Origin of the sequence: Companilactobacillus kimchiensis (assembly GCF_001438805.1) — a bacterium.
GTDB lineage: Bacteria > Bacillota > Bacilli > Lactobacillales > Lactobacillaceae > Companilactobacillus > Companilactobacillus kimchiensis.
The window spans coordinates 23,679-43,393 of the sequence record NZ_JQCF01000020.1; the positions used below are offsets into that span (position 1 = coordinate 23,679).

Genomic DNA, 19,715 nt, shown 5'->3' on the forward strand with positions numbered 1-19,715 from the left:
GCTTTAGATGAATTTATAAACAGATTTAGAAAAATAAAAATATAATAGTAAATATACAGCAAAAAAGCCGACCATTTTGGTCGACTTTTATAATGAAAATTATGAAATATTGAATTGATTTTCAAGACAAAATTCATGTTTTTTTCATATTTTTATGTCTTAAAATAAAATATACGATCACCACTACTAACAATGTTCCGGTAAATGCGCCCGCACTATCAAGTATCACATCCACGACAGAAGGAGTTCTTCCCCCAGTCAAACCCTGATGAAACTCATCAAAAGCTGCTAATCCAGTTGCCATCAGCCATGGCACTAGTATTTTCAAAAAATTATTCTTTTGAAAATAAGTATACAAGGCCAAACATAACAAAACTCCTAGCGCCAAATAAGTCCCAAAATGGGCTCCCTTTCGTACAAAAAACTCGACAAAATGGAAATACCCATCATTTTCAATTGATTGATATTTCCCACCATAATTAAAACCAAAATGCTTTAAACTGCCAGCCAATGGTTTATTTCTCAAATATCTTTCTAAGAATGGCACCGAAGTTTGTTGTTTATATGTCATAGACGAACTGTAAAACAAAATCATTTCAATAAAAACTACGCCACTCCAAAACCATTTTTCGTTTTTCTTTAAACTAATCATTTTCTTCATCCATTTTTACAGTCGCATTTAATTTTTTAGCATCGTCAAAATATCCTGAATAATAAGCTGAGTTAATAGCCCAATAATACATCATCGTTGAAAAAATAATAATAACCAAGAAATCCATTGGATACTTGATCAGATTCATCCCTCCAAAATCAGTACTACCGATCCATGAAATCATCGCTAGTCCAAAAAGATGCACGATCAACCACAAACTAGCATATAACTTCTGCTTAAATTCTTTGAAACCACGTCGATAATCATAAACAAAATAGATTGGTAAACCAACAATAATGATAATGATAACTTCAACTGTGGTTGGAAACATTGACCAATAAATCGCTAAACTGATCAAATCAAAAACCACTGGTGCCAAAAATTTCATTCCACGTATCTTAGTAGGCCGTTTAAAATTTGGACCCATTTTTCGTAAACTCCCAGCTACTACTGGACCTGATAACAATGAAATCAAAGTTGACGCAGCCACAACTCGTGACAATAAAGCCCAATTTTTAAACATTAAAATCAATATAAAACTAACAACAAAATCAACCATCAAGGCGATTCGCGGAGTGTTATAAGAATTATTAGTATTACTCAAGAATTTAGGTAAATGCTTATTCTTAGGCATAGACGACAATGATTTACTAGCTGATGCTGAAAAGGCAATTCCACTACCAATTGGTGAAATAAATGCCGTGAAATAAATCAAAGTTGATAACCAATAAATATTCAACAAAATCGCCAAATCGGCGAATGGTGAATTAAAACTAATTTGTGACCAACCGCCACTAACAATTGACTTAGGTAAAGCACCAATAAAGACAATTTGTAAGGCAATATAAATCAAGGCACTGATCAACAATGAATAAATGATCCCTCGACGAATATTTATTGCTGGTTTTTCAATATCATTGCCCAAGTTTATTACCGTCTGAAAGGCCACGTAAGAGTAAATAATACCGGCACTACCAATGGCAACAAAGATCGAAGAAGATCCGTTAGGCATGAATTGTTGTACATTAGTTCCCATATTATTGAAATCAAAATGAGCCGTAACTAAAATAATCATGGTAATAATCGGTACAGCTATTTTAAAAACCGAAATAAAATTATTAAATTTAGCCATGATCGTAACTGACCAATAATTTATCAAAGTAAAAACTAATATCATGATTGTTGCCATCAAAATTCCACTCCCTGACAACTGACCATTTTGCATAAAACCATGAGTCCATTGAGACCACTTCCACGGCCACGTACTCATATATTGCGTTGAAGCAACGGCTTCAATTGGTAATATTGCCAATAGTGACAACCAATTTGCCCAAGAAAAAACATGTCCCAGAAGCGATCCGTGTGTATACATCGTAAAACGACTCATCGCCCCATCCTCTGGAAACATTGTTCCAATTTCAACATAAACCATTGCTATCATTGCTACTAAAATTGCTCCCAGAATCCAAGCAACAATTGCTGCCGGACCCGCTATCTTGGCCGCTTGACTAGAACCAAACATCCATCCGGACCCAATAATAGCACTTAGTCCAAACATAACAGTTGAGAACAAATTTAATTTTTTATCCCTCATAAAACCACCAATCTAATATTTTTGTAATAAAAAATAGCCCCCATAATAGCGGCCTATTTTTTTAAATATTACTGTAATTTAGGTTACTCTACTGTAACACTTTTGGCAAGATTACGAGGTTTGTCCACATCGTTTCCACGAGCCAAACTTGCATAGTAGGCAATGAGTTGTGCTGGTACCACACTGATGATTGGTGAGATCAATTCATCGATTTCAGGAATAATAATTTGATCCCCTGGTTCAGCATATTTTTGACTAGCTATCACTAACACATGAGCTCCACGAGCTTCAACTTCTTGAATATTTCCACGAGTATGACTAGCTCCGGCTCCATCATTGATGTAAGCAATAACCGGTGTATCCTTCTCGATCAAAGCAATCGTTCCATGTTTCAACTCTCCAGCAGCAAATCCTTCAGCATGAATATAAGAAATTTCCTTTAACTTTAAGGCTGCTTCAAGTGATAGTGCATAATCAATTCCACGTCCAATGTAGAAGGCATCCGATTGATCAGTTAAATAATCAGCAGTTAAAGCCTTGATCTTGTCTTTTTCGTCAACGATTGTTTGAATTCCATTAGCTGCTAAAGCCAATTGTTCTTTCAAATTAAATTCATGAGCGACTTTTAAATCCTTAACCTCACCTAAAGCTTTGGCTAAAACAGATTCGACTGCGATTTGAGCAGTATAAGCCTTAGTTGAAGCAACAGCAATTTCTGGACCAGCCAACAATTCCATTGTAAATGTGGCTTCTCGAGAAAGAGTTGAATTTGGAACATTGGTCATCGTTAAACTTGGTAAATTCATTTCATTTACCTTGACCAAGACTTGACGACTATCGGCTGTTTCACCACTTTGTGATAAGAAGATAAAGAATGGATGCTTGGATAATTTAGGCATGTGATAACCAAATTCACTACCAAGTTCAACATCAACAGGAATATCAGCAATTCTTTCAAAAATATTCTTACCAACCAAACCAGCATGATAACTAGTCCCGGCAGCAACAATATATAGACGATCCGCCTTTTTCATTTCATCTAATAGGGCTGTTTCAACATTCAAACTACCATCATTTTTAATATAATTTTGAGAAATCTTTCTCATAACATTGGGTTGTTCATCAATTTCTTTTAACATGTAGTGGTCATAAGTACCCTTTGAGATATCGCTAGCATCAAGATTAACTGTGTATGAATCTCTTTCAACAGGTGTACCATCAATTTTACTAATTTTGACTGAACCCTTTTGTAAAATTACCACTTCACCATCATGAATTTCAACAAATTCATGTGTTTGATCTAACATAGCCATCGCATCAGAACAGATAACGTTAAAATCATCACCTAATCCAATCAACAATGGACTTTTATTTTTAGCCACAAAGATACGATCTGGTTGTTCTTTATCAACCATGGCAAAAGCGTATGAACCTTGAATTAAACTAAGAGCTTTTCTAAAGGCTGTTTCACCGTCCATACCTTCCTTTGCAAAATGATCAACTAGTTGAACTGCAACTTCGGTATCAGTTTGGCTCTTAAAATCAACATCAGAGAGATATTTTGTTTTTAATTCTTCGAAGTTTGTCAAAACACCGTTGTGTACCAAGTAAAAACGATTATCTTCAGAGAAATGAGGGTGAGCATTTTCAATAGTTGGTTTACCATGAGTGGCCCATCTAGTATGACCAATTCCCACAACACCTTGCACATCATCTGTCACTGCATTTTCCAACTTACTAATTTTACCAACTTCTTTAACCAAGAAGTCCTTACCATTTTGATTATTAACATAAATACCGGCTGAATCATAACCACGGTATTCGAGTTTTTCCAATCCGTTCAATAAAATATCAGTAGTTTTATTATTTCCAATTACTCCAACAATTCCACACATAACAATTCACTCTTTCTAAATTGGTCTATTTTTTATATTAATAATGGTATAGTTCATTTCAATAAAATATATCGCCTTGCGACAATGACTAGAATACTAATTAAGTGGTTTTTTGTCAAGAAATGTTTAATATTTTTATAAATGGTATAGGTGGTATGTACCGATATAAACGATATGGTATACATGTTATAAGAAATTTTTGATAAAAAAAGAGAGATTGAGTTAAAATTCCCTCAATCTCTCTTTTTTTTATCCAATTTTTGCACTTAAGCGAATTGCACAAGGAAACCCTTGTTACGTTCTCTCTAGTTTAATTCGTTCTTTACAACGTCAACGATTTGATCACAATATTCATTAACTTTTTCCTCGGTAGCAGCTTCACACATAACACGTAACAAAGCTTGGGTACCACTAGGACGTACTAACACACGGCCATCGCCGTCCATTTCATCTTCAACTGCCTTAATAGCGTCAAGGATTGGTTGGTGTTGTTCCCATGATTCTTTATCAGCAACGGGTACATTAACTAATTTTTGTGGATAAACTTTGACAGGAGCACCTAATTCAGCCAAACTCTTGCCAGTTTCTTTCATAACATGTAACAAATGGATACCTGTTAGCATACCGTCACCAGTATTCATGTACTCATACAAAACAACGTGTCCTGATTGTTCGCCACCAATGTTGTAGTTATTCTTACGAATTTCTTCAACAACGTGTCTATCACCAACAGCAGTTTGAACAGACTTCATCCCATTAGCCTCAATAGCTTTGTATAAACCAAGATTACTCATAACTGTAGTTACGATTGTATCTTTCTTTAAACGACCACCATCGTGTAAATATTTACCAAGAATGAACATGATCTTATCACCATCAACAATATTACCTTCGGCATCAACCGCAATACAACGATCTCCGTCACCATCAAAGGCCAATCCAGCAACTGCATCTGATTCTTTAACACGTTTAGCCAATTCTTCTGGGTGAGTTGAACCAACATTTTTATTGATATTAATCCCATCTGGATGAGAAGCCATGATTTCAAAGTCAACATTCAAATCAGCAAACAAGGTACTTGCCAAACGACTTGTTGAACCATTAGCAGTATCCAAGACGATCTTCGTCCCGCTCAAATCATCTGAAAGTGTTTGTTTCAAGAATTGAAGATACTTTTGAGCACCTTCAGGATAGTCAGAAACGCTACCTAAACCTTCAGCTGATGGTCTTGGCAAAGTATCTTCCTTAGCATCTAATAATTCTTCAATTTCTTCTTCAACATCATCTGGCAATTTGTAACCATCTGAACCAAAGAACTTGATCCCGTTATCTTCAGCAGGATTATGTGATGCAGAAATCATAATTCCAGCATCAGCTGAAACGGCACGTATCAAGTAAGCTACGGCTGGAGTAGTAATTACATCGAGATTTAAAACCTCGATACCTACAGAAAGTAATCCTGAAATCAAACTTGATTGCAACATTTGTCCAGAAATACGTGTATCTCTAGCAACTAAAACTCGAGGACGCTTCTCACTGTTTTCTGAATGTTGCGTTAGAACATAGCCACCAAAACGACCTAGCTTAAATGCTAGTTCTGGACTTAATTCCTTATTCGCAATACCTCTTACTCCATCAGTTCCAAAATATTTTGTCATAAAAATCTTACCCCCAGCGTATTATTGTCCGCTATTATTATCATTTGTTGAATTAGTATTCGATGAACCCGTATTATTATTAGCACCAGCATTACCATTGGTATCATTAGTATTGTTCGTGTTCGTACTATTGGTGCTATTACTATTAGTTGTATTAGACCCACCAGTATTAGTACCAGTATTAATTGATACATTAATGGTATCCGGATCAGTAAAAGCCACTCTACTACCCAAAGCAGCACCTAAATCAATTGACTTCTTGGTATTTCCAGTCACATCAGTCACGTCAACTGGTACATCAACCGAATCGTTGATTGCATCCATTTGAGCCTGTGTTCCAAAAATTCTGATGCTTTTCACATCAGATTCAAATGTGAAATTCGTATTATTAGAATCTCCCTTTTGTTTCAGGTTGATACTTACTTGTTTGCTTTGAATAGTTATTGGAATTTTTACATGTACCGTTTGTGGATCTAATGTAACATTTACAGTTTTACCATTTTTATCGAGCGCTTGCACTAAAACTTCTTGATCAAACGTTGATTTTATCCCCTTAGGCAAAATGGGTCTAACTGTAACTTTACTGATTTTTTCAATTTCCGAAGCAGCACCAGTAACTGAAACAGTATCAGGTGATACCTCAGTTTTACCAGCCTCATAACCAGTTGCCAATGACGCTTTATTGTAATCTATATCGACTGCAAAACGCTTAGTCTCTCGTCTTTGAATGTTTACAGTGACATATTTGGGCTTAATTGTATAAGTTAACTCACTATTTAATCCAGACTCTTTAATTTGTACTTGATGTTGACCAATCGATAGATCCTTCAAATTCAAATATAAATTAAAATTCTGCGTATTTTTAGTCGCTGTAACTAATGCAGCTGGACCCTCTATAGTCACCTTAACATTCTGTGGATAACCAGTTATATAATATTTATCGACATCCGCCTGTAACTGTAAAGGTACTGTTAAAGTAGTTTTTTTGGTCACAGTCGAAGTATTCGATTGATTTGAATCTCGAGTCGATCCCACGCCAGGTGTACTTACAAAGAAAAACAACCATAAGGCACAACAGAGGGCAATGAATGCATAAAAATAATTACTATTAATTATTTTTTTCATCTTGGTCCTCCTTCTTGTGACGACCTATTTTGACAAAATCCAAAAGTGAATGATTAGCATTGGCATTCTGATCCTTTAATTGAGCATGAAGATACTTCAAGTAATCCTCACGTGAAAGATCCAACATCATATGACCATTTCTGGTAATCATCACTCCACCGGTTTCTTCAGAAACAACAATGGTTATCGCATCAGTAACCTCACTGATACCAACCGCCGCACGGTGACGGGTTCCTAATTCTTTAGGAATCGTATTACTCTCTGATAAAGGTAAATACGCCGCAGCAACTGAAATTCGATTATTGCGCACAATCACTGCCCCATCATGTAATGGTGTATTGGGAATGAAGATATTGATCAACAAGGCACCTGTAACTTCAGCATCCAAATCAATCCCGGTCTCGACATACTCTTCCAAACCAGTATTCATCTCTAAGGTTATCAATGCCCCGATTCGACGCTTACTCATGTACTGAATAGCTTGATCCAAACTTTCAATCAAATGATTTTTAGTTTTACCTTCTTCATTACTGGTTGAACTAAATAACGGCATTCGCCCTAAGTGTTCTAGGCCTCGACGAATTTCTGGTTGAAAAATTATCACAATAACAATAATTCCCCAATTGATCAATTGGTCCATCAAAAAAGAAACTGTATGTAAATTAAAAGCCCAACTAATAATCTTTATACCAAAAATTATTACGATTCCTTTTAGAAGCTGTACCGCTTTAGTTCCACGTAACATTGACAGAACTTTGTATAGAAAATACCAGACTACCAAGATATCAAACAAGTTAGCCAGATTCTGCCACGTAAAAATATTGCTTGGTATAAAATTCATTTTCCTAGCTCCTTAGCAGTTCGAACTAATTATAACAAACAATAAAAATTATAAAAGTTCATCATATTTTGTGTATCATTCGGCATCTATGTTAATAACTTCTTCACTATAATTGATATTTTGACGTAATTCATTAGCCGTAGACTTACTAATTTTCCCCTGTTCCAACATATCCTGAACAAAGGCTCTTTGATAACTGAGTGCCTTGACTTCCAAAGCCATTCGATTACTACTGAATTCAGGCGAACGTCCGCGATATTTCCCCTGTAATAATTCCAGTCGATCCTCATAGTGACGTTGGAAAATATAAATTAAATTATCAGTAAACTCTTCGTGCTCTGATTGATTTAATTCTTGTAACTTGGCTAAGGCCTTTTTAGCTCCGGCCTTTGAAATTTTAATTGAATCCTGGTTTAATTGCCTAATGTCATCGTATTTAACTGAACGATAGATCCAACGTTTAATTTGCAAATAAGTTCTTCTGAAATAACTTATGAAGAACTCTGTTGAAGGATTATAACGTCGATGAACGATTTCTTTTTTATACTTAGCAATCTTTTTAGTCGACATATCATATGACTCATCGGAGATTTCATGATTCGTATACAATTCTTCAATTGCTTCTAACTCACAGTTAAAACAAATATCCCAGAGCTCAGCATCCTTCTTGCCTTTAACGCGTCGCTTACTGATCTGATGACTAGCCATCTTGGGACCCTTATTTTGAATGCTCAAATTACGAATATCATAAAGATATTCGGCGATCACTGAAGAATAAACTGCCGTATCACCGTCATCCATTTCATTCCGTAATTTTTTGATGGTTTTATCCAGAATCAAACGATTAGCCTCGACCTGAGTCAATTGAACCACTGCAGGTTTCTCATCCTCATCATCGTCATCCAAATCATCTTCATCAGGACTAAAAGTATTACCACGATAAGCTACTGGCGCACTATTTTTAGTTAGGATAGGAATTAAGAAAGTCGCTCCTAACAAACTAAAAACAATTACGGCACTAGCCAGAAATAATAATAATGTTCTAGATGGAAATGGTGAACCACCTTTAATAGTCATTGGTAAGGACAAAACACCAACCATGGTAACAGCACCACGAACCCCGGAAATACCAGACATCAAGCAATCATACAGTCTGGTTCGGGACCATAGAACTAGTTTGTTACCATTATTATTAGAAAATGTTGAGTAAACATAACTCCATAAGAAACGAATTACGACCAACATAATCCAGATAAGCAATGCTAAAAAGGTTGCATAAAAGGTATTAATATTATCGTTATGAATCAATTCTTCCATTGCAAAGGGAATTTCAATTCCCAATAAAACAAAAACAATTCCGTTTAAAACATAAACAACTAGATCCCAGGTTCGCGAAGTAACTAAGCGAATTTCCGGTGTAAAGCTACTGAGATTTCTATTAGTTGAAATATTCAAGATACCGGCAATAACCACCGCTACAACTCCTGATACATCAAAGATATCTTCAGCTACATAATAAATAATAAAAGGAATAATGATTTGGATTATAGCGTGCAAGATCGAATCATCCACACCCTGGTTCATAAGATATAATCGAATACCATTAAAAATCCAAATCATAACTGCTCCCACTAAGGCACCAACAATTGAAATATGGAAAAAATCAATCGTAGCATCCTTTAGTGAAAACATCCCTGTTACTGTTGCAGCAACACCATATTTGAAACAAATCAAACCAGACGCATCATTGATCAAACTTTCACCACTGATCAAATGCATCAATTTATCAGGAATATGTGCTTTTTTGGCAATCGATTGCACCGCAATTGGATCGGTTGGCGACAGAACAGCTACCAATGTGAAAGCTGTAGCCCAAGGTAACTGTGGTATCAACCATTTAACAAAGACCCCACCAACTACCGTTGATAAAACAACCAAAACAATTGCATTTCCTAAAATTGGTCCCTTTAATTTCCATAATTCTCGTTTAGGGAAATTATTCCCATCGTTAAACAGGATTGGAGCAATAAATGCTAACAAAAACCACTCTGTATCAACGTAAATTTTCACATGCATAAACAATGCCGCCAAGATTCCTGCAGCAATCTGCAACAAACTTGGTGGTATCGATACAAAGTAGTGACTAACAATATTGGCAATAATTAAGAGTGAAAGAATCAAAATAATTGATTCAAGTATTTCCACAGACAACACCTACCATTCTTTTATTTTTTATCTTCACCAATAATGCGGACTTCAGTTTGAAGTTCGACATCAAATTTTTCTTTAACAGTCTTTTGGATCAAATGAATCAAATTCATATAATCAGTCGCCGTGGCATGTTTGATATTGACGATAAAACCAGCATGCTTCATTGATACTTGAGCTCCGCCAAGAATCTTACCTTGGAGACCAGCTCTAATAATCAAAGGTCCTGTAAAATGACCTTTGGGACGTTTAAAGACACTTCCACAAGAAGGATATTCCAAGGGCTGTTTTGAACGTCTTAATTCATTAAGACGATCCATTTCTTCCTGAATAACTTCTTTTTTACCACGATTTAAAGCAAACGTAGCGCTTATAACGATACCGCCATCATCTTGAACTGTACTATGACGATAACTAAATTTCATATCATCATGACTCAAAGTCGTTATATGGCCATCAGGCAACAACACTTCAGCGGATTCAAAAACGTCCTTAACTTCTCCACCATAGGCACCAGCATTCATAAAGACTGCTCCACCAACGCTACCAGGAATTCCAGCGGCAAACTCAATCCCAGTTAATCCGGCTTTTTGTGCGACAATTGTCGTATTGATAATTGTTGCTCCGGCTTCAGCGGTGACCTTGGTTTCTGAAACTTCAATTTTGTGGAAGTTAGGCAAAATAATAACGATGCCACGGATACCACCATCTTTAATAATTAAATTACTAGCATTACCAATGATGGTAATATGTATTTTATTGACTCTCGCTGTATCAACAATCTCGACCAATTCCTCACGAGTTTTAGGGAACGCTAAAACATCAGCATTACCACCCGTTTTGGTAAAGGTATACTTGCTCAGCGGTTCATCTAATTTAAATTCAATATTAGGTAATTTTTCAACTGGAAACTTCACTATATTCATCATCCTTTGTGCTACTAAGACTTACCCTTAATTTTATCACATAGTTAGATACATAACGAACTAACTGACATTACAAAAATGCTATAATTATGATGAGGTGATTTTATGAAACTTATATCTTGGAACGTCAATGGACTACGTGCCGTAGTTAAAAAGGATTTTGCAGAAACATTTCAGAATTTGGACGCCGATATTTTCAGTATTCAAGAGACCAAATTACAAGAAGGACAGATCGACCTTGATTTAGCGGGTTATCATCAATACTTCTTCTATGCAAAGAAAAAAGGTTACTCTGGAACTGCTGTTTTCACTAAGAAAGAGCCTATCAGTGTTAAACAGGGAATTGGTATTGAAGAATTTGACGATGAAGGTCGGACTTTAACTTTAGAGTTCCCCGACTTTTATTTGATTAATAGCTACACTCCTAACTCCCAACCTAAATTGAAGCGTGTTGATTATCGGATGCGTTATGACGATGCTTTAAGATCATATATGTTAAAATTATCGACTGATAAACCTGTTATTCTTTGTGGTGACCTCAACGTTGCTCATGAAGAAATAGATTTAAAAAATCCTAAAAATAATCATAAAAATCCTGGCTTTTCCGATCAAGAACGTGAGAAATTTACGGAATTATTAGATAGTGGCTTTATTGATAGTTTCCGATCACTTCATCCCGAGGAAATTAAATATTCATGGTGGAGTTATCGTTTCAATGCCCGTCAGAATAATGCCGGTTGGAGAATTGATTATTTTGTTGTTTCCAACAATGGTCAAAAATTAATTCAGAATGCTGATATCTTAAATGACGTCTTTGGTTCTGATCATTGTCCCATTGAATTAGATTTAGATATTAAAGGAGAATAATCAATGAATTTTGTTTCCATGGATTTTGAAACTGCCAATGGTCGTCGTAACAGTGCTTGCTCCCTAGCTTTAGTTTTGGTTCGAGACAGTCAAATTGTCGACAGTTTTTACACTTTGATCAATCCTCAAGAAGAGTTCAATTTTAGAAATATTCAAATTCACCATATTCGACCAGAAGATGTGGTTGATGCACCAACTTTCGATAAAGTCTGGCCTCACATTGAGCCACTCTTTGACAACAGTCATTTAGTGGCGGCTCATAATGCCAGTTTTGATAATAGTGTTTTAAAAAATACCCTTTCTAACTACGGAATTATCGTGCCAAAATATTTAACAATCGATACTTTAAGGACCAGTCGCAAATTTTATCCTGATTTTCCTGACCATAAATTAAATACCGTTTCTGAAGAATTGAATATCGATTTGAAAAATCACCATAATGCTCTGGCAGATAGTGTTGCCTGTGCGGAAATCCTTTTAAGAACTGAACAACAATTTGGAACTGAACAAATTAAAAAAATGGTTAAAATTACTAGTTAAAATTTATTATTCATATATAACAAAATCCCTGTATTAATTGGTCACTTATACCAATTAATACAGGGATTTTTATTTAAAACAGCATTAAACTAATTTTTCCATAATTAAAGTCTTTTCTTTTTCAGACTCAGTTGTAAAACCATATTTTTGATAAATATGAATTGCTGCTGGATTATTTTTGTACACTTCTAAAAACACTTTGGTCAATGGTGAATTTTTGGACCAATCAAGCATATCTTCCATTAAATAAGATGCAATACCATTATTCCAAAACTCTTGATCAACGACTACTCCGAACTCACCTTTGGTTTCATCAACGTTTTCCAAACGAGCATAGCCAATTATTTCATTATCAAAGATAGCTACAATCAACTCGTCGTATTCTGAATGATATATTGCATCCAAAGCAATCTTTTCATCATCATCTGTAACATCTTGCATATCAGCATGATCAATAAATTCAGTTTGTTGACTAGCCTTAGTCAAGAAGTTCAATAATGACTTAGCATCGTCTGGAACGGCTTCACGTAATTTTAATTGTTCACTCATACTAAATCACCAAAACCGCGATCATTAAAACTATCACCGTGCAATTTAAAAATCACTTGGCGTTTTGTATCCGATAATCGTTTAATATTAATCGAAAGATGTTCCGCTGGAATTTCATCTTTAATAAATTGAGGCCATTCAACAATGGTAATTCCATCGCCCTCAAAATATTCATCAAAACCTAAGTCCTCGTCTGGACTGCTTTCCAATCGATAAGCATCCATATGATAAAGCGGTACCCGACCATCCTTATACTCACGGATCAAAGTAAAAGTGGGGCTCTTAACATTTCGTTTGATTCCTAAACCACGAGCTAAACCACGCGTTAAAGTGGTTTTACCAACACCTAGATCACCATTAAGAACGACTACATCCCCAGCTTTTAATAAATCGGAAATTTTTTCTCCCAATTTTTCAGTATCTTCATACGAGTGGGTTGTTAATTGATATTCGAGCATAATTTCTCCTTAATTCTATAATGCTAAAGCAGCTGTTAAAATGGCTGATTTATAAACATCTTCTTCGTTGCAGCCTCGTGATAGATCAGAAATTGGTTTAGCAAGTCCTTGTAGAACTGGACCGATAGCTTCAAACCCACCCAATCTTTGAGCAATCTTGTAACCAATATTACCTGATTGTAAATCTGGGAAAACAAAAACATTTGCATGTCCAGCTACCTTGGAATCAGGGGCCTTTTGAGAACCAACACTAGGTACAATAGCTGCATCAAATTGTAATTCACCATCCAGTGCTAAATCAGGTGCTAATTCATGAGCAATCTTAGTAGCTTCGGCCACTTTGGTTACTTCATCACTTTTGGCACTACCCTTAGTTGAGAAACTGAGCATAGCAACCTTAGGATCAATATCAAATAATTTTGCATCCTGCGCTGTTTGAACAGCAATTTCAGCCAATTCTTGAGCATTAGGATTGATATTGATTGCACAGTCAGCGAACATGTAACGTTGTTCACCCTTTTGCATAATAAATGAACCACTAATTCGTGAATTACCAGGAGCTGTCTTTACAATTTGAAGAGCCGGACGAACTGTGTCACCGGTTGAATGAACTGCACCAGATACCATTGCATCAGCTTTTCCAAGATAAACCAACATTGTTCCAAAATAGTTATTATCCAACAACATGGTTTCAGCTTGTTCCTTGGTATTCTTACCCTTACGACGTTCAACAAACTTTGCAACCATATCGTCAAAATCAGCATACTTCTTAGGATCAATTATTTCGATACCAGAAATATCAAATGACTTTTCAGTAGCAATCTTCTCAATTTCTACTTGATTACCAATCAAAATTGGTTTGAGAATACTCTCTTTAACTAGTCGAGTTGCGGCGCCTAGGATTCTAGGTTCTTCACCTTCAGGGAAAACAATTGTTAAATCTTTTCCATTAATCTTATTCTTAAGGCTTTCAAATAAATCCATTACTATTCCTCCGTCTCATCGGCATGTTCAGGTAATTGCCAATTAATTTCTTCTTCATTATAGTTTAAAAGCGCTTGATTTGCTTTAGAAAACGGCTTAGATCCAAAGAATCCATAACGAGCCGCAAATGGACTCGGATGAGTTGACGAAATAATCGTATTCTTAGTTTCATCAATCAAAGGAATCTTACTCTTAGCAGCATTCCCCCACAAAATAAAGACTACTTTTCCACGATCTGATAAAGCTTTGATGGCATAATCAGTTAGTTGTTCCCAGCCTTTACCCTTATGTGAATAGGCCTCACCTTTTCTAACTGTCAAAACCGAGTTCAACAAGAGTACCCCTTGAGTAGCCCATGCCTTCAAATAACCATGACCTACTGGCGTACATCCTAGATCATCTTGTAATTCCTTATAAATATTCCGCAATGAAGGTGGAATCGTTACTCCAGGAGAAACAGCGAAACTACAACCTATAGCCTGATTAGGTTCATGATACGGATCTTGGCCTAGGATTACGACCTTAGTATCTGAAAATGACGTCCAATCAAATGCCTGAAAAATCTTATGCATTTCCGGATAAATTGTTTGGGTATTGTATTCGTTTACAAGGAACTCACGCAGTTCTTCATAATACGGTTTGTCAAATTCACTATTCAAAACTTCTTGCCAATCATTATTTATTAAAGTTTTCAAATTTACACCTACCTGTTTTGATATATAAACACATAAACTATGGTAACATTCACATATAGCATAACGCATTCGGAGGAAACTTTATGATTAAATTAATCGCATCCGATATGGATGGTACTTTATTAAATGAAAAGATGGAGGTTTCAGACAATAACATTCACGCCATCAAACAGGCTGAAAATGCCGGAATCGAATTTCTAATTGCCACTGGCCGTGGATTGGGAGAAGCTAAACCATTTTTGAAGAATCATATCCATCCTGGTTTTATTACTTTAAATGGGGCTGAAGTTTTTGATCATAATGAAAAACTCATTTCCAGTAACCCACTTTCTGAAACAGCCCAAAATGAGGTCATCAAATACTTCCATAAATATAACGTTTACTTCGAAGTTATTACTGACAAAGGCATTTTTTCTAACGATAAAGAGGCTCGGGTCAACAATTTAGCCAATTTATTGGTCAAACTAAATCCTGGAACTTCGTTCAAACAAGCATTCAGAGATACTCAAGAACGAATCAAAATGATGCCTATGACCTTCGTTGACAATTATGATGCTATTTTTAACGATAAATCATACAAAATCATGAAATTAATTGGCTTCAACGAACATCAACATCGTGTCCTTGCTCCACTAAAAAAAGATATCACTAAGACCATCAAGGATGTAATCGTAACATCATCATCACCTAACAACGTAGAAATTAATAGTATCAATGCTCAAAAGGGAATCGCTCTCTTACAATATGCCAAACGTAGAAATATTCTACCCGCAGAAATTATGGCTATCGGTGACAACCTTAACGATTATTCAATGATCAGAGATGCAGGAATCGGAGTTGCTATGGCAAATGCTATTCCTGCAATCAAGGAATTGGCCCAAGTATCTACCGACAGTAATATCAACGATGGTGTTGCTCAGATCATCGAAAAAACTATTATCGACAATCAGAATCAAGGTTAATTAATGAATCTTTATATTCGAAAAGCTGATTTAGCAATCGGAAATATTCTTGTCATTGCAAATCAAAGCAAAGAAACCATCTTTATTGCGGCTCGAGATAAAGAGAATCCTTTCCTGATCAAATTATATAATCGTTTAAATACGTTAATTGGTGAAATAAAATTAAAGAACAGTTTTCTAAAAATTTATTCAATTGATATCAATGGTGAGGAAAAAGCCACTATCAATGCCCTTCCAATGATTGATTTAAAATTTGTTTATCTCAGTAAGGCAAATTGGAATGTGGTTGGTAACCTTGTTGCTTCAGATTATCATGTTAAACAGGGTGGTCACGAAATAATACGTGTTCAACCAACCGTTATGACTCAAGGTCATCCTGGTTTGGAATTGTCTTTTGAGGATTTGGACGACGGTCCCATGGGGACGCTCCTAGCTATCTTTTTGGACAAATATATCAAGTTACCTACTTTAGCCCCTAAGGCTGATTTAAACGGTTTAGGAATGAAGTCAAAAATGCCCTATCTGAATAATTTTAAAAATAAATGTAACTAAAAAAGTCTGGGAGAATAATCTCCGAGACTTTTATTTTGTTAAATCATATTGCATATGATCATATAAGTGACTGCCAATATATAATTGACCAACCTTTTTAAAACCAGCTTTGTCATAAACATGTTTAGCTGGCTCATTTGTTACATCAACGTTAAGACTCAAAATCTTTTCGCCACGATCACGAATTACGCCAATGAAATGTTCGAGAGTTTTTGTGCCAATTCCCTTGCCTTGATATGCCGGAGCAACCGCAAATGAATCCAAGTACCATTCACCAGGCCAAGCTTCCTTATCACCAAACAAGTTCTTTTCTTTAATGCCATATTTGTGCATAATCTTAATCAATGGTGCATCAATGTTATCTTCCAATGCTTCAGGATATCCAACCATGATTGCTACTACTTTACCATCGATCTCGTTTACAAGAATGTTATCCAAACCATAACGGTAACCAGGTTGAAGAAAACCTTCCTTAATAACCTGGCCCATCTTTTCATCGCCAACTTCTTTAAAAACATCTAATTCCATTTCATCGAAGATTTGGAACAATATTGGCAATATCTGATCTGCATCCTCTTCTTTTGCATATCTAAACATTTCTTCACCTCAATTATATATAATACATGATTTATAGATAATCTCAAATTTAGCTAATATCATAATATTTTTTAAGGTATCCATCACAAAAAGCAATGAGCCCATCATTGCTTTTTTAATTACATAAAATTATTGTCCGTATTCTCCGGGTTTTCATAATTTATGTAGTTTGATTTTTTTAGAAATGGCTTCTCAAGACCATCCATCTGACTACTTCTATATAATAACTAAATTATTTTCATTTGAATATAAGCAGTTTGCAGAAAGTGTCAGAAAACGTAACACTTCTACATTATTGTCCCAACTTTAGCAAACTGATTTGATTACGCTGTTATAAGATAATAGATCATTAATAACTAATTGCTTGTCTCGCTTTAAATTGCCGTTAAACCAATCCTCCAACGTACAGATAAATCCACCAATCATATACCATTTATCAGAGTGATCTTTTTGGTCATATTTAAATATTAATTCATTTAACACCTTAATTATATGTTCAGTTCTAAGCATTAATGCCGTTCGATAGTATAGATTCAAACAAAAGGTCTCATTATCATGAACGTAATTAACAAATCTTTCAATCAGTTCATCCGATGACTGACAATCCTGAGTTATTTCTTTTAAAATAAGTCTTTCAAAAACTTCCTTATAAACATAATCAATACAATCAAAATAACGATAAATGGAGCTTCTACTAATATCCGCGATCTGAGCAAGATCTTTCATGGTAAATCGCTCAACCCGATGTTTAGAAAATTCCTTAAATACAGTCTGAATTAAGTGGTTAACGGTCAAATTCATAATTTTGGCCCTCTGCCTTGTCATTATATTTTAATGCTCGCTTATATTAACAAATATATTCAATCATAGATACGTTATTTAAACGATTTATCAATTTAATTTGTTATAATTTTTGACTATTCAATAAATAATCCGTTAGAAGTTATTAATAATTAACTATGTGTTATTCTTCTTATTCAATCATTATTGGAATTATAATTAATTCTTGAATGAAGCATTTCAGAGAGGATAACATTGATGAATAGAAAACATATCGCCTTATTAACTGGTTTAACACTTCTTACTGGTTCATTGAGTAATAATGTTGAATGGCTCAGAAACAGCATTACACAGAACGTCACTGCTGCTCAAACTGTAACCAATTTAAAATCAAATCAAAAATATCCCGATATTTCTAAGAAATTAGATTTGATTTCAATGGAACAATACACTAGTGATAATTTATTTATGAACGTAACTCTAAAAAAATTTTATATTAAAGATTCAGCGATTGATTCAGCTGGAAATTGTCACCTACTATTAGTTCCTGTTAAGAGCAGCAATCAATATTTCCTACTAATTACTAAATCCAATAGGACTCTCAAAAACAATCGTTTGATAACGGTCCAAGGATTCCTGAATGGTAAAAATAAGATCAATAATACTCAGATCATGGCGGGTCTATCTAAGAAATATCTAAATAAAACCGCTGTTTCAATTACCGCCGATAAAATTGCAATTTATTAAAACAAAAAAAACTCCGAATATTGATTTAACAATATTCGGAGCTAATATTAAATTGCGTTGGTATAAGTATTTCTCTTATGCCGGTGATCGGAGTCGAACCGATACTCCCTAGTGGGAACAGGATTTTGAATCCTGCGCGTCTGCCAATTCCGCCACACCGGCAATTTAATATATGATTATTTAGGCATTAGCCAAAGGCGGTAACCGGATTTGAACCGGTGATGAAGGTTTTGCAGACCTCTGCCTTACCACTTGGCTATACCGCCATATTCATTTATTTTATAGCAATTGGGTTAGCTGGATTCGAACCAGCGCATGATGGAGTCAAAGTCCATTGCCTTACCGCTTGGCTATAACCCAATAAAAAAAGGGCGGTATGTGGGAATCGAACCCACGTGTGTCGGTACCACAAACCGATGTGTTAACCACTTCACCAATACCGCCATAATAATAATAAAAAGGTAGAAACAGGGATAGTAGGAATTGAACCCACACTGATGGTTTTGGAGACCATAGTTCTACCTTTAAACTATATCCCTAAAATAAATGGAAGGGAGTGGATTCGAACCACCGAACCCGAAGGAGCGGATTTACAGTCCGCCGCGTTTAGCCAAACTTCGCTACCCTTCCAAAAATGGCGCGGGACGGAATCGAACCGCCGACACATGCAGCTTCAATGCATTGCTCTACCAACTGAGCTACCGAGCCATTAAACGGTCCGTGCGAGAATCGAACTCGCGATCTCCTGCGTGACAGGCAGGCGTCCTAACCAACTAGACCAACGAACCAAACAAATATTTTTTGAAACAAATTGCGGGAGCAGGATTTGAACCTACGACCTTCGGGTTATGAGCCCGACGAGCTACCAGACTGCTCCATCCCGCGATAATATAAATGTTACTGATGTTTCTCGTTTAAAGGAGGATGTGGGATTCGAACCCACGCGCCGATTTCTCGACCTGACGGTTTTCAAGACCGTTCCCTTAAGCCGGACTTGGGTAATCCTCCATGGCTTAAAACGTAAAACTTATGTAAATATTGATGTTTTCACATCAATGACCCGTACGAGATTTGAACTCATGTTA

At 35.7% G+C, this 19,715-nt stretch carries 19 protein-coding genes and 10 tRNA genes; 5 read left to right on the forward strand and 24 right to left on the reverse strand.

What is annotated here, in order from left to right; genetic code table 11:
- Positions 1–133: 133 nt before the first annotated feature.
- The 8 genes from IV57_RS09335 to murB form a co-directional block, all read right to left on the reverse strand.
- Positions 134–652, reverse strand: a complete 519-nt coding sequence (locus IV57_RS09335; protein ID WP_057881260.1) for a VanZ family protein — start codon at positions 650–652, stop codon at positions 134–136.
- Entirely contained in the window at positions 645–2,246 is a 1,602-nt protein-coding gene (locus IV57_RS09340) for an APC family permease (RefSeq protein ID WP_057881261.1), read from the reverse strand. The genes IV57_RS09335 and IV57_RS09340 overlap by 8 nt, the downstream gene beginning before the upstream one ends.
- A gap of 83 nt (positions 2,247–2,329) precedes the next feature.
- A complete protein-coding gene (gene glmS / locus IV57_RS09345) occupies positions 2,330–4,141 on the reverse strand; it encodes a glutamine--fructose-6-phosphate transaminase (isomerizing) (RefSeq protein ID WP_057881262.1) in 1,812 nt (603 codons plus the stop codon).
- Between the two features lie 305 nt (positions 4,142–4,446).
- Complete coding sequence (gene glmM, locus IV57_RS09350) at positions 4,447–5,799, reverse strand: phosphoglucosamine mutase (protein ID WP_057881263.1); 1,353 nt, start codon at positions 5,797–5,799, stop codon at positions 4,447–4,449.
- 21 nt (positions 5,800–5,820) lie between these two features.
- Complete coding sequence (locus IV57_RS09355) at positions 5,821–6,924, reverse strand: CdaR family protein (RefSeq protein WP_057881264.1); 1,104 nt, start codon at positions 6,922–6,924, stop codon at positions 5,821–5,823.
- The gene (gene cdaA, locus IV57_RS09360) at positions 6,908–7,765 is read right to left on the reverse strand and encodes a diadenylate cyclase CdaA (protein ID WP_057881265.1); all 858 of its coding nucleotides are present in this window, start codon (positions 7,763–7,765) and stop codon (positions 6,908–6,910) included. The genes IV57_RS09355 and cdaA overlap by 17 nt, the downstream gene beginning before the upstream one ends.
- Before the next feature lie 75 nt (positions 7,766–7,840).
- On the reverse strand, positions 7,841–9,970 hold the full coding sequence (locus tag IV57_RS09365; RefSeq protein WP_057881266.1) for a cation:proton antiporter: 2,130 nt from the start codon (positions 9,968–9,970) through the stop codon (positions 7,841–7,843).
- Positions 9,971–9,990: 20 nt separating this feature from the next.
- Positions 9,991–10,899 carry a UDP-N-acetylmuramate dehydrogenase gene (gene murB / locus IV57_RS09370; RefSeq protein WP_057881278.1) on the reverse strand — a complete coding sequence of 303 codons (909 nt, stop codon included), beginning with the start codon at positions 10,897–10,899 and terminating at the stop codon, positions 9,991–9,993.
- A gap of 105 nt (positions 10,900–11,004) precedes the next feature.
- On the opposite strand from murB, the gene IV57_RS09375 reads away from it, so the two are divergent.
- Together IV57_RS09375 and IV57_RS09380 are read left to right on the forward strand one after the other, a co-directional pair.
- Positions 11,005–11,766: an exodeoxyribonuclease III gene (locus IV57_RS09375; protein WP_057881267.1), complete on the forward strand. Its 762-nt coding sequence runs from the start codon at positions 11,005–11,007 to the stop codon at positions 11,764–11,766.
- 3 nt (positions 11,767–11,769) lie between these two features.
- The gene (locus tag IV57_RS09380) at positions 11,770–12,306 is read left to right on the forward strand and encodes a 3'-5' exonuclease (protein WP_057881268.1); all 537 of its coding nucleotides are present in this window, start codon (positions 11,770–11,772) and stop codon (positions 12,304–12,306) included.
- An 84-nt stretch (positions 12,307–12,390) separates the two neighbouring features.
- Here the strand turns inward: IV57_RS09380 and IV57_RS09385 are convergent, their stop codons facing one another.
- From IV57_RS09385 to IV57_RS09400, 4 genes are read right to left on the reverse strand one after another with little or no spacing between them, the layout of a single operon-like run.
- On the reverse strand, positions 12,391–12,855 hold the full coding sequence (locus IV57_RS09385) for a GNAT family N-acetyltransferase (RefSeq protein ID WP_057881269.1): 465 nt from the start codon (positions 12,853–12,855) through the stop codon (positions 12,391–12,393).
- Positions 12,852–13,313, reverse strand: coding sequence for a tRNA (adenosine(37)-N6)-threonylcarbamoyltransferase complex ATPase subunit type 1 TsaE (gene tsaE, locus IV57_RS09390; protein WP_057881270.1), 462 nt, complete (start codon positions 13,311–13,313; stop codon positions 12,852–12,854). Before tsaE ends, IV57_RS09385 begins: the two co-directional genes overlap by 4 nt.
- Before the next feature lie 15 nt (positions 13,314–13,328).
- Positions 13,329–14,297 carry a phosphate acetyltransferase gene (gene pta, locus IV57_RS09395; RefSeq protein WP_057881271.1) on the reverse strand — a complete coding sequence of 323 codons (969 nt, stop codon included), beginning with the start codon at positions 14,295–14,297 and terminating at the stop codon, positions 13,329–13,331.
- Between the two features lie 2 nt (positions 14,298–14,299).
- Positions 14,300–14,992: a uracil-DNA glycosylase gene (locus IV57_RS09400; protein WP_057881272.1), complete on the reverse strand. Its 693-nt coding sequence runs from the start codon at positions 14,990–14,992 to the stop codon at positions 14,300–14,302.
- A gap of 83 nt (positions 14,993–15,075) precedes the next feature.
- Here IV57_RS09400 and IV57_RS09405 point away from each other — a divergent pair, with 83 nt between their 5' ends.
- The gene (locus tag IV57_RS09405) at positions 15,076–15,954 is read left to right on the forward strand and encodes a Cof-type HAD-IIB family hydrolase (RefSeq protein WP_057881273.1); all 879 of its coding nucleotides are present in this window, start codon (positions 15,076–15,078) and stop codon (positions 15,952–15,954) included.
- Positions 15,955–15,957: 3 nt separating this feature from the next.
- Positions 15,958–16,506: a hypothetical protein gene (locus IV57_RS09410; protein ID WP_057881274.1), complete on the forward strand. Its 549-nt coding sequence runs from the start codon at positions 15,958–15,960 to the stop codon at positions 16,504–16,506.
- A gap of 30 nt (positions 16,507–16,536) precedes the next feature.
- Here IV57_RS09410 and IV57_RS09415 read toward each other — a convergent pair whose 3' ends face one another.
- Both IV57_RS09415 and IV57_RS09420 read right to left on the reverse strand, forming a co-directional pair.
- Complete coding sequence (locus IV57_RS09415) at positions 16,537–17,103, reverse strand: GNAT family N-acetyltransferase (protein ID WP_057881275.1); 567 nt, start codon at positions 17,101–17,103, stop codon at positions 16,537–16,539.
- 306 nt (positions 17,104–17,409) lie between these two features.
- On the reverse strand, positions 17,410–17,904 hold the full coding sequence (locus IV57_RS09420) for a TetR/AcrR family transcriptional regulator (RefSeq protein WP_057881276.1): 495 nt from the start codon (positions 17,902–17,904) through the stop codon (positions 17,410–17,412).
- Between the two features lie 237 nt (positions 17,905–18,141).
- On the opposite strand from IV57_RS09420, the gene IV57_RS09425 reads away from it, so the two are divergent.
- Positions 18,142–18,630, forward strand: coding sequence for a hypothetical protein (locus IV57_RS09425; RefSeq protein ID WP_057881277.1), 489 nt, complete (start codon positions 18,142–18,144; stop codon positions 18,628–18,630).
- A gap of 78 nt (positions 18,631–18,708) precedes the next feature.
- Here IV57_RS09425 and IV57_RS09430 read toward each other — a convergent pair.
- From IV57_RS09430 to IV57_RS09475, 10 genes are all read right to left on the reverse strand, one after another.
- Positions 18,709–18,792, reverse strand: a tRNA-Leu gene (locus tag IV57_RS09430).
- 33 nt (positions 18,793–18,825) lie between these two features.
- Positions 18,826–18,896: transfer RNA gene (locus tag IV57_RS09435), tRNA-Cys, on the reverse strand.
- Between the two features lie 22 nt (positions 18,897–18,918).
- Positions 18,919–18,990, reverse strand: a tRNA-Gln gene (locus IV57_RS09440).
- Positions 18,991–19,000: 10 nt separating this feature from the next.
- Positions 19,001–19,073 (reverse strand) — tRNA-His (locus IV57_RS09445).
- Between the two features lie 25 nt (positions 19,074–19,098).
- Positions 19,099–19,169, reverse strand: a tRNA-Trp gene (locus tag IV57_RS09450).
- An 8-nt stretch (positions 19,170–19,177) separates the two neighbouring features.
- A tRNA-Tyr gene (locus tag IV57_RS09455) sits at positions 19,178–19,260 on the reverse strand.
- 5 nt (positions 19,261–19,265) lie between these two features.
- A tRNA-Phe gene (locus IV57_RS09460) sits at positions 19,266–19,338 on the reverse strand.
- Positions 19,339–19,344: 6 nt separating this feature from the next.
- Positions 19,345–19,418 (reverse strand) — tRNA-Asp (locus IV57_RS09465).
- A 23-nt stretch (positions 19,419–19,441) separates the two neighbouring features.
- A tRNA-Met gene (locus tag IV57_RS09470) sits at positions 19,442–19,515 on the reverse strand.
- 33 nt (positions 19,516–19,548) lie between these two features.
- Positions 19,549–19,638: transfer RNA gene (locus IV57_RS09475), tRNA-Ser, on the reverse strand.
- Positions 19,639–19,715: the final 77 nt, after the last annotated feature.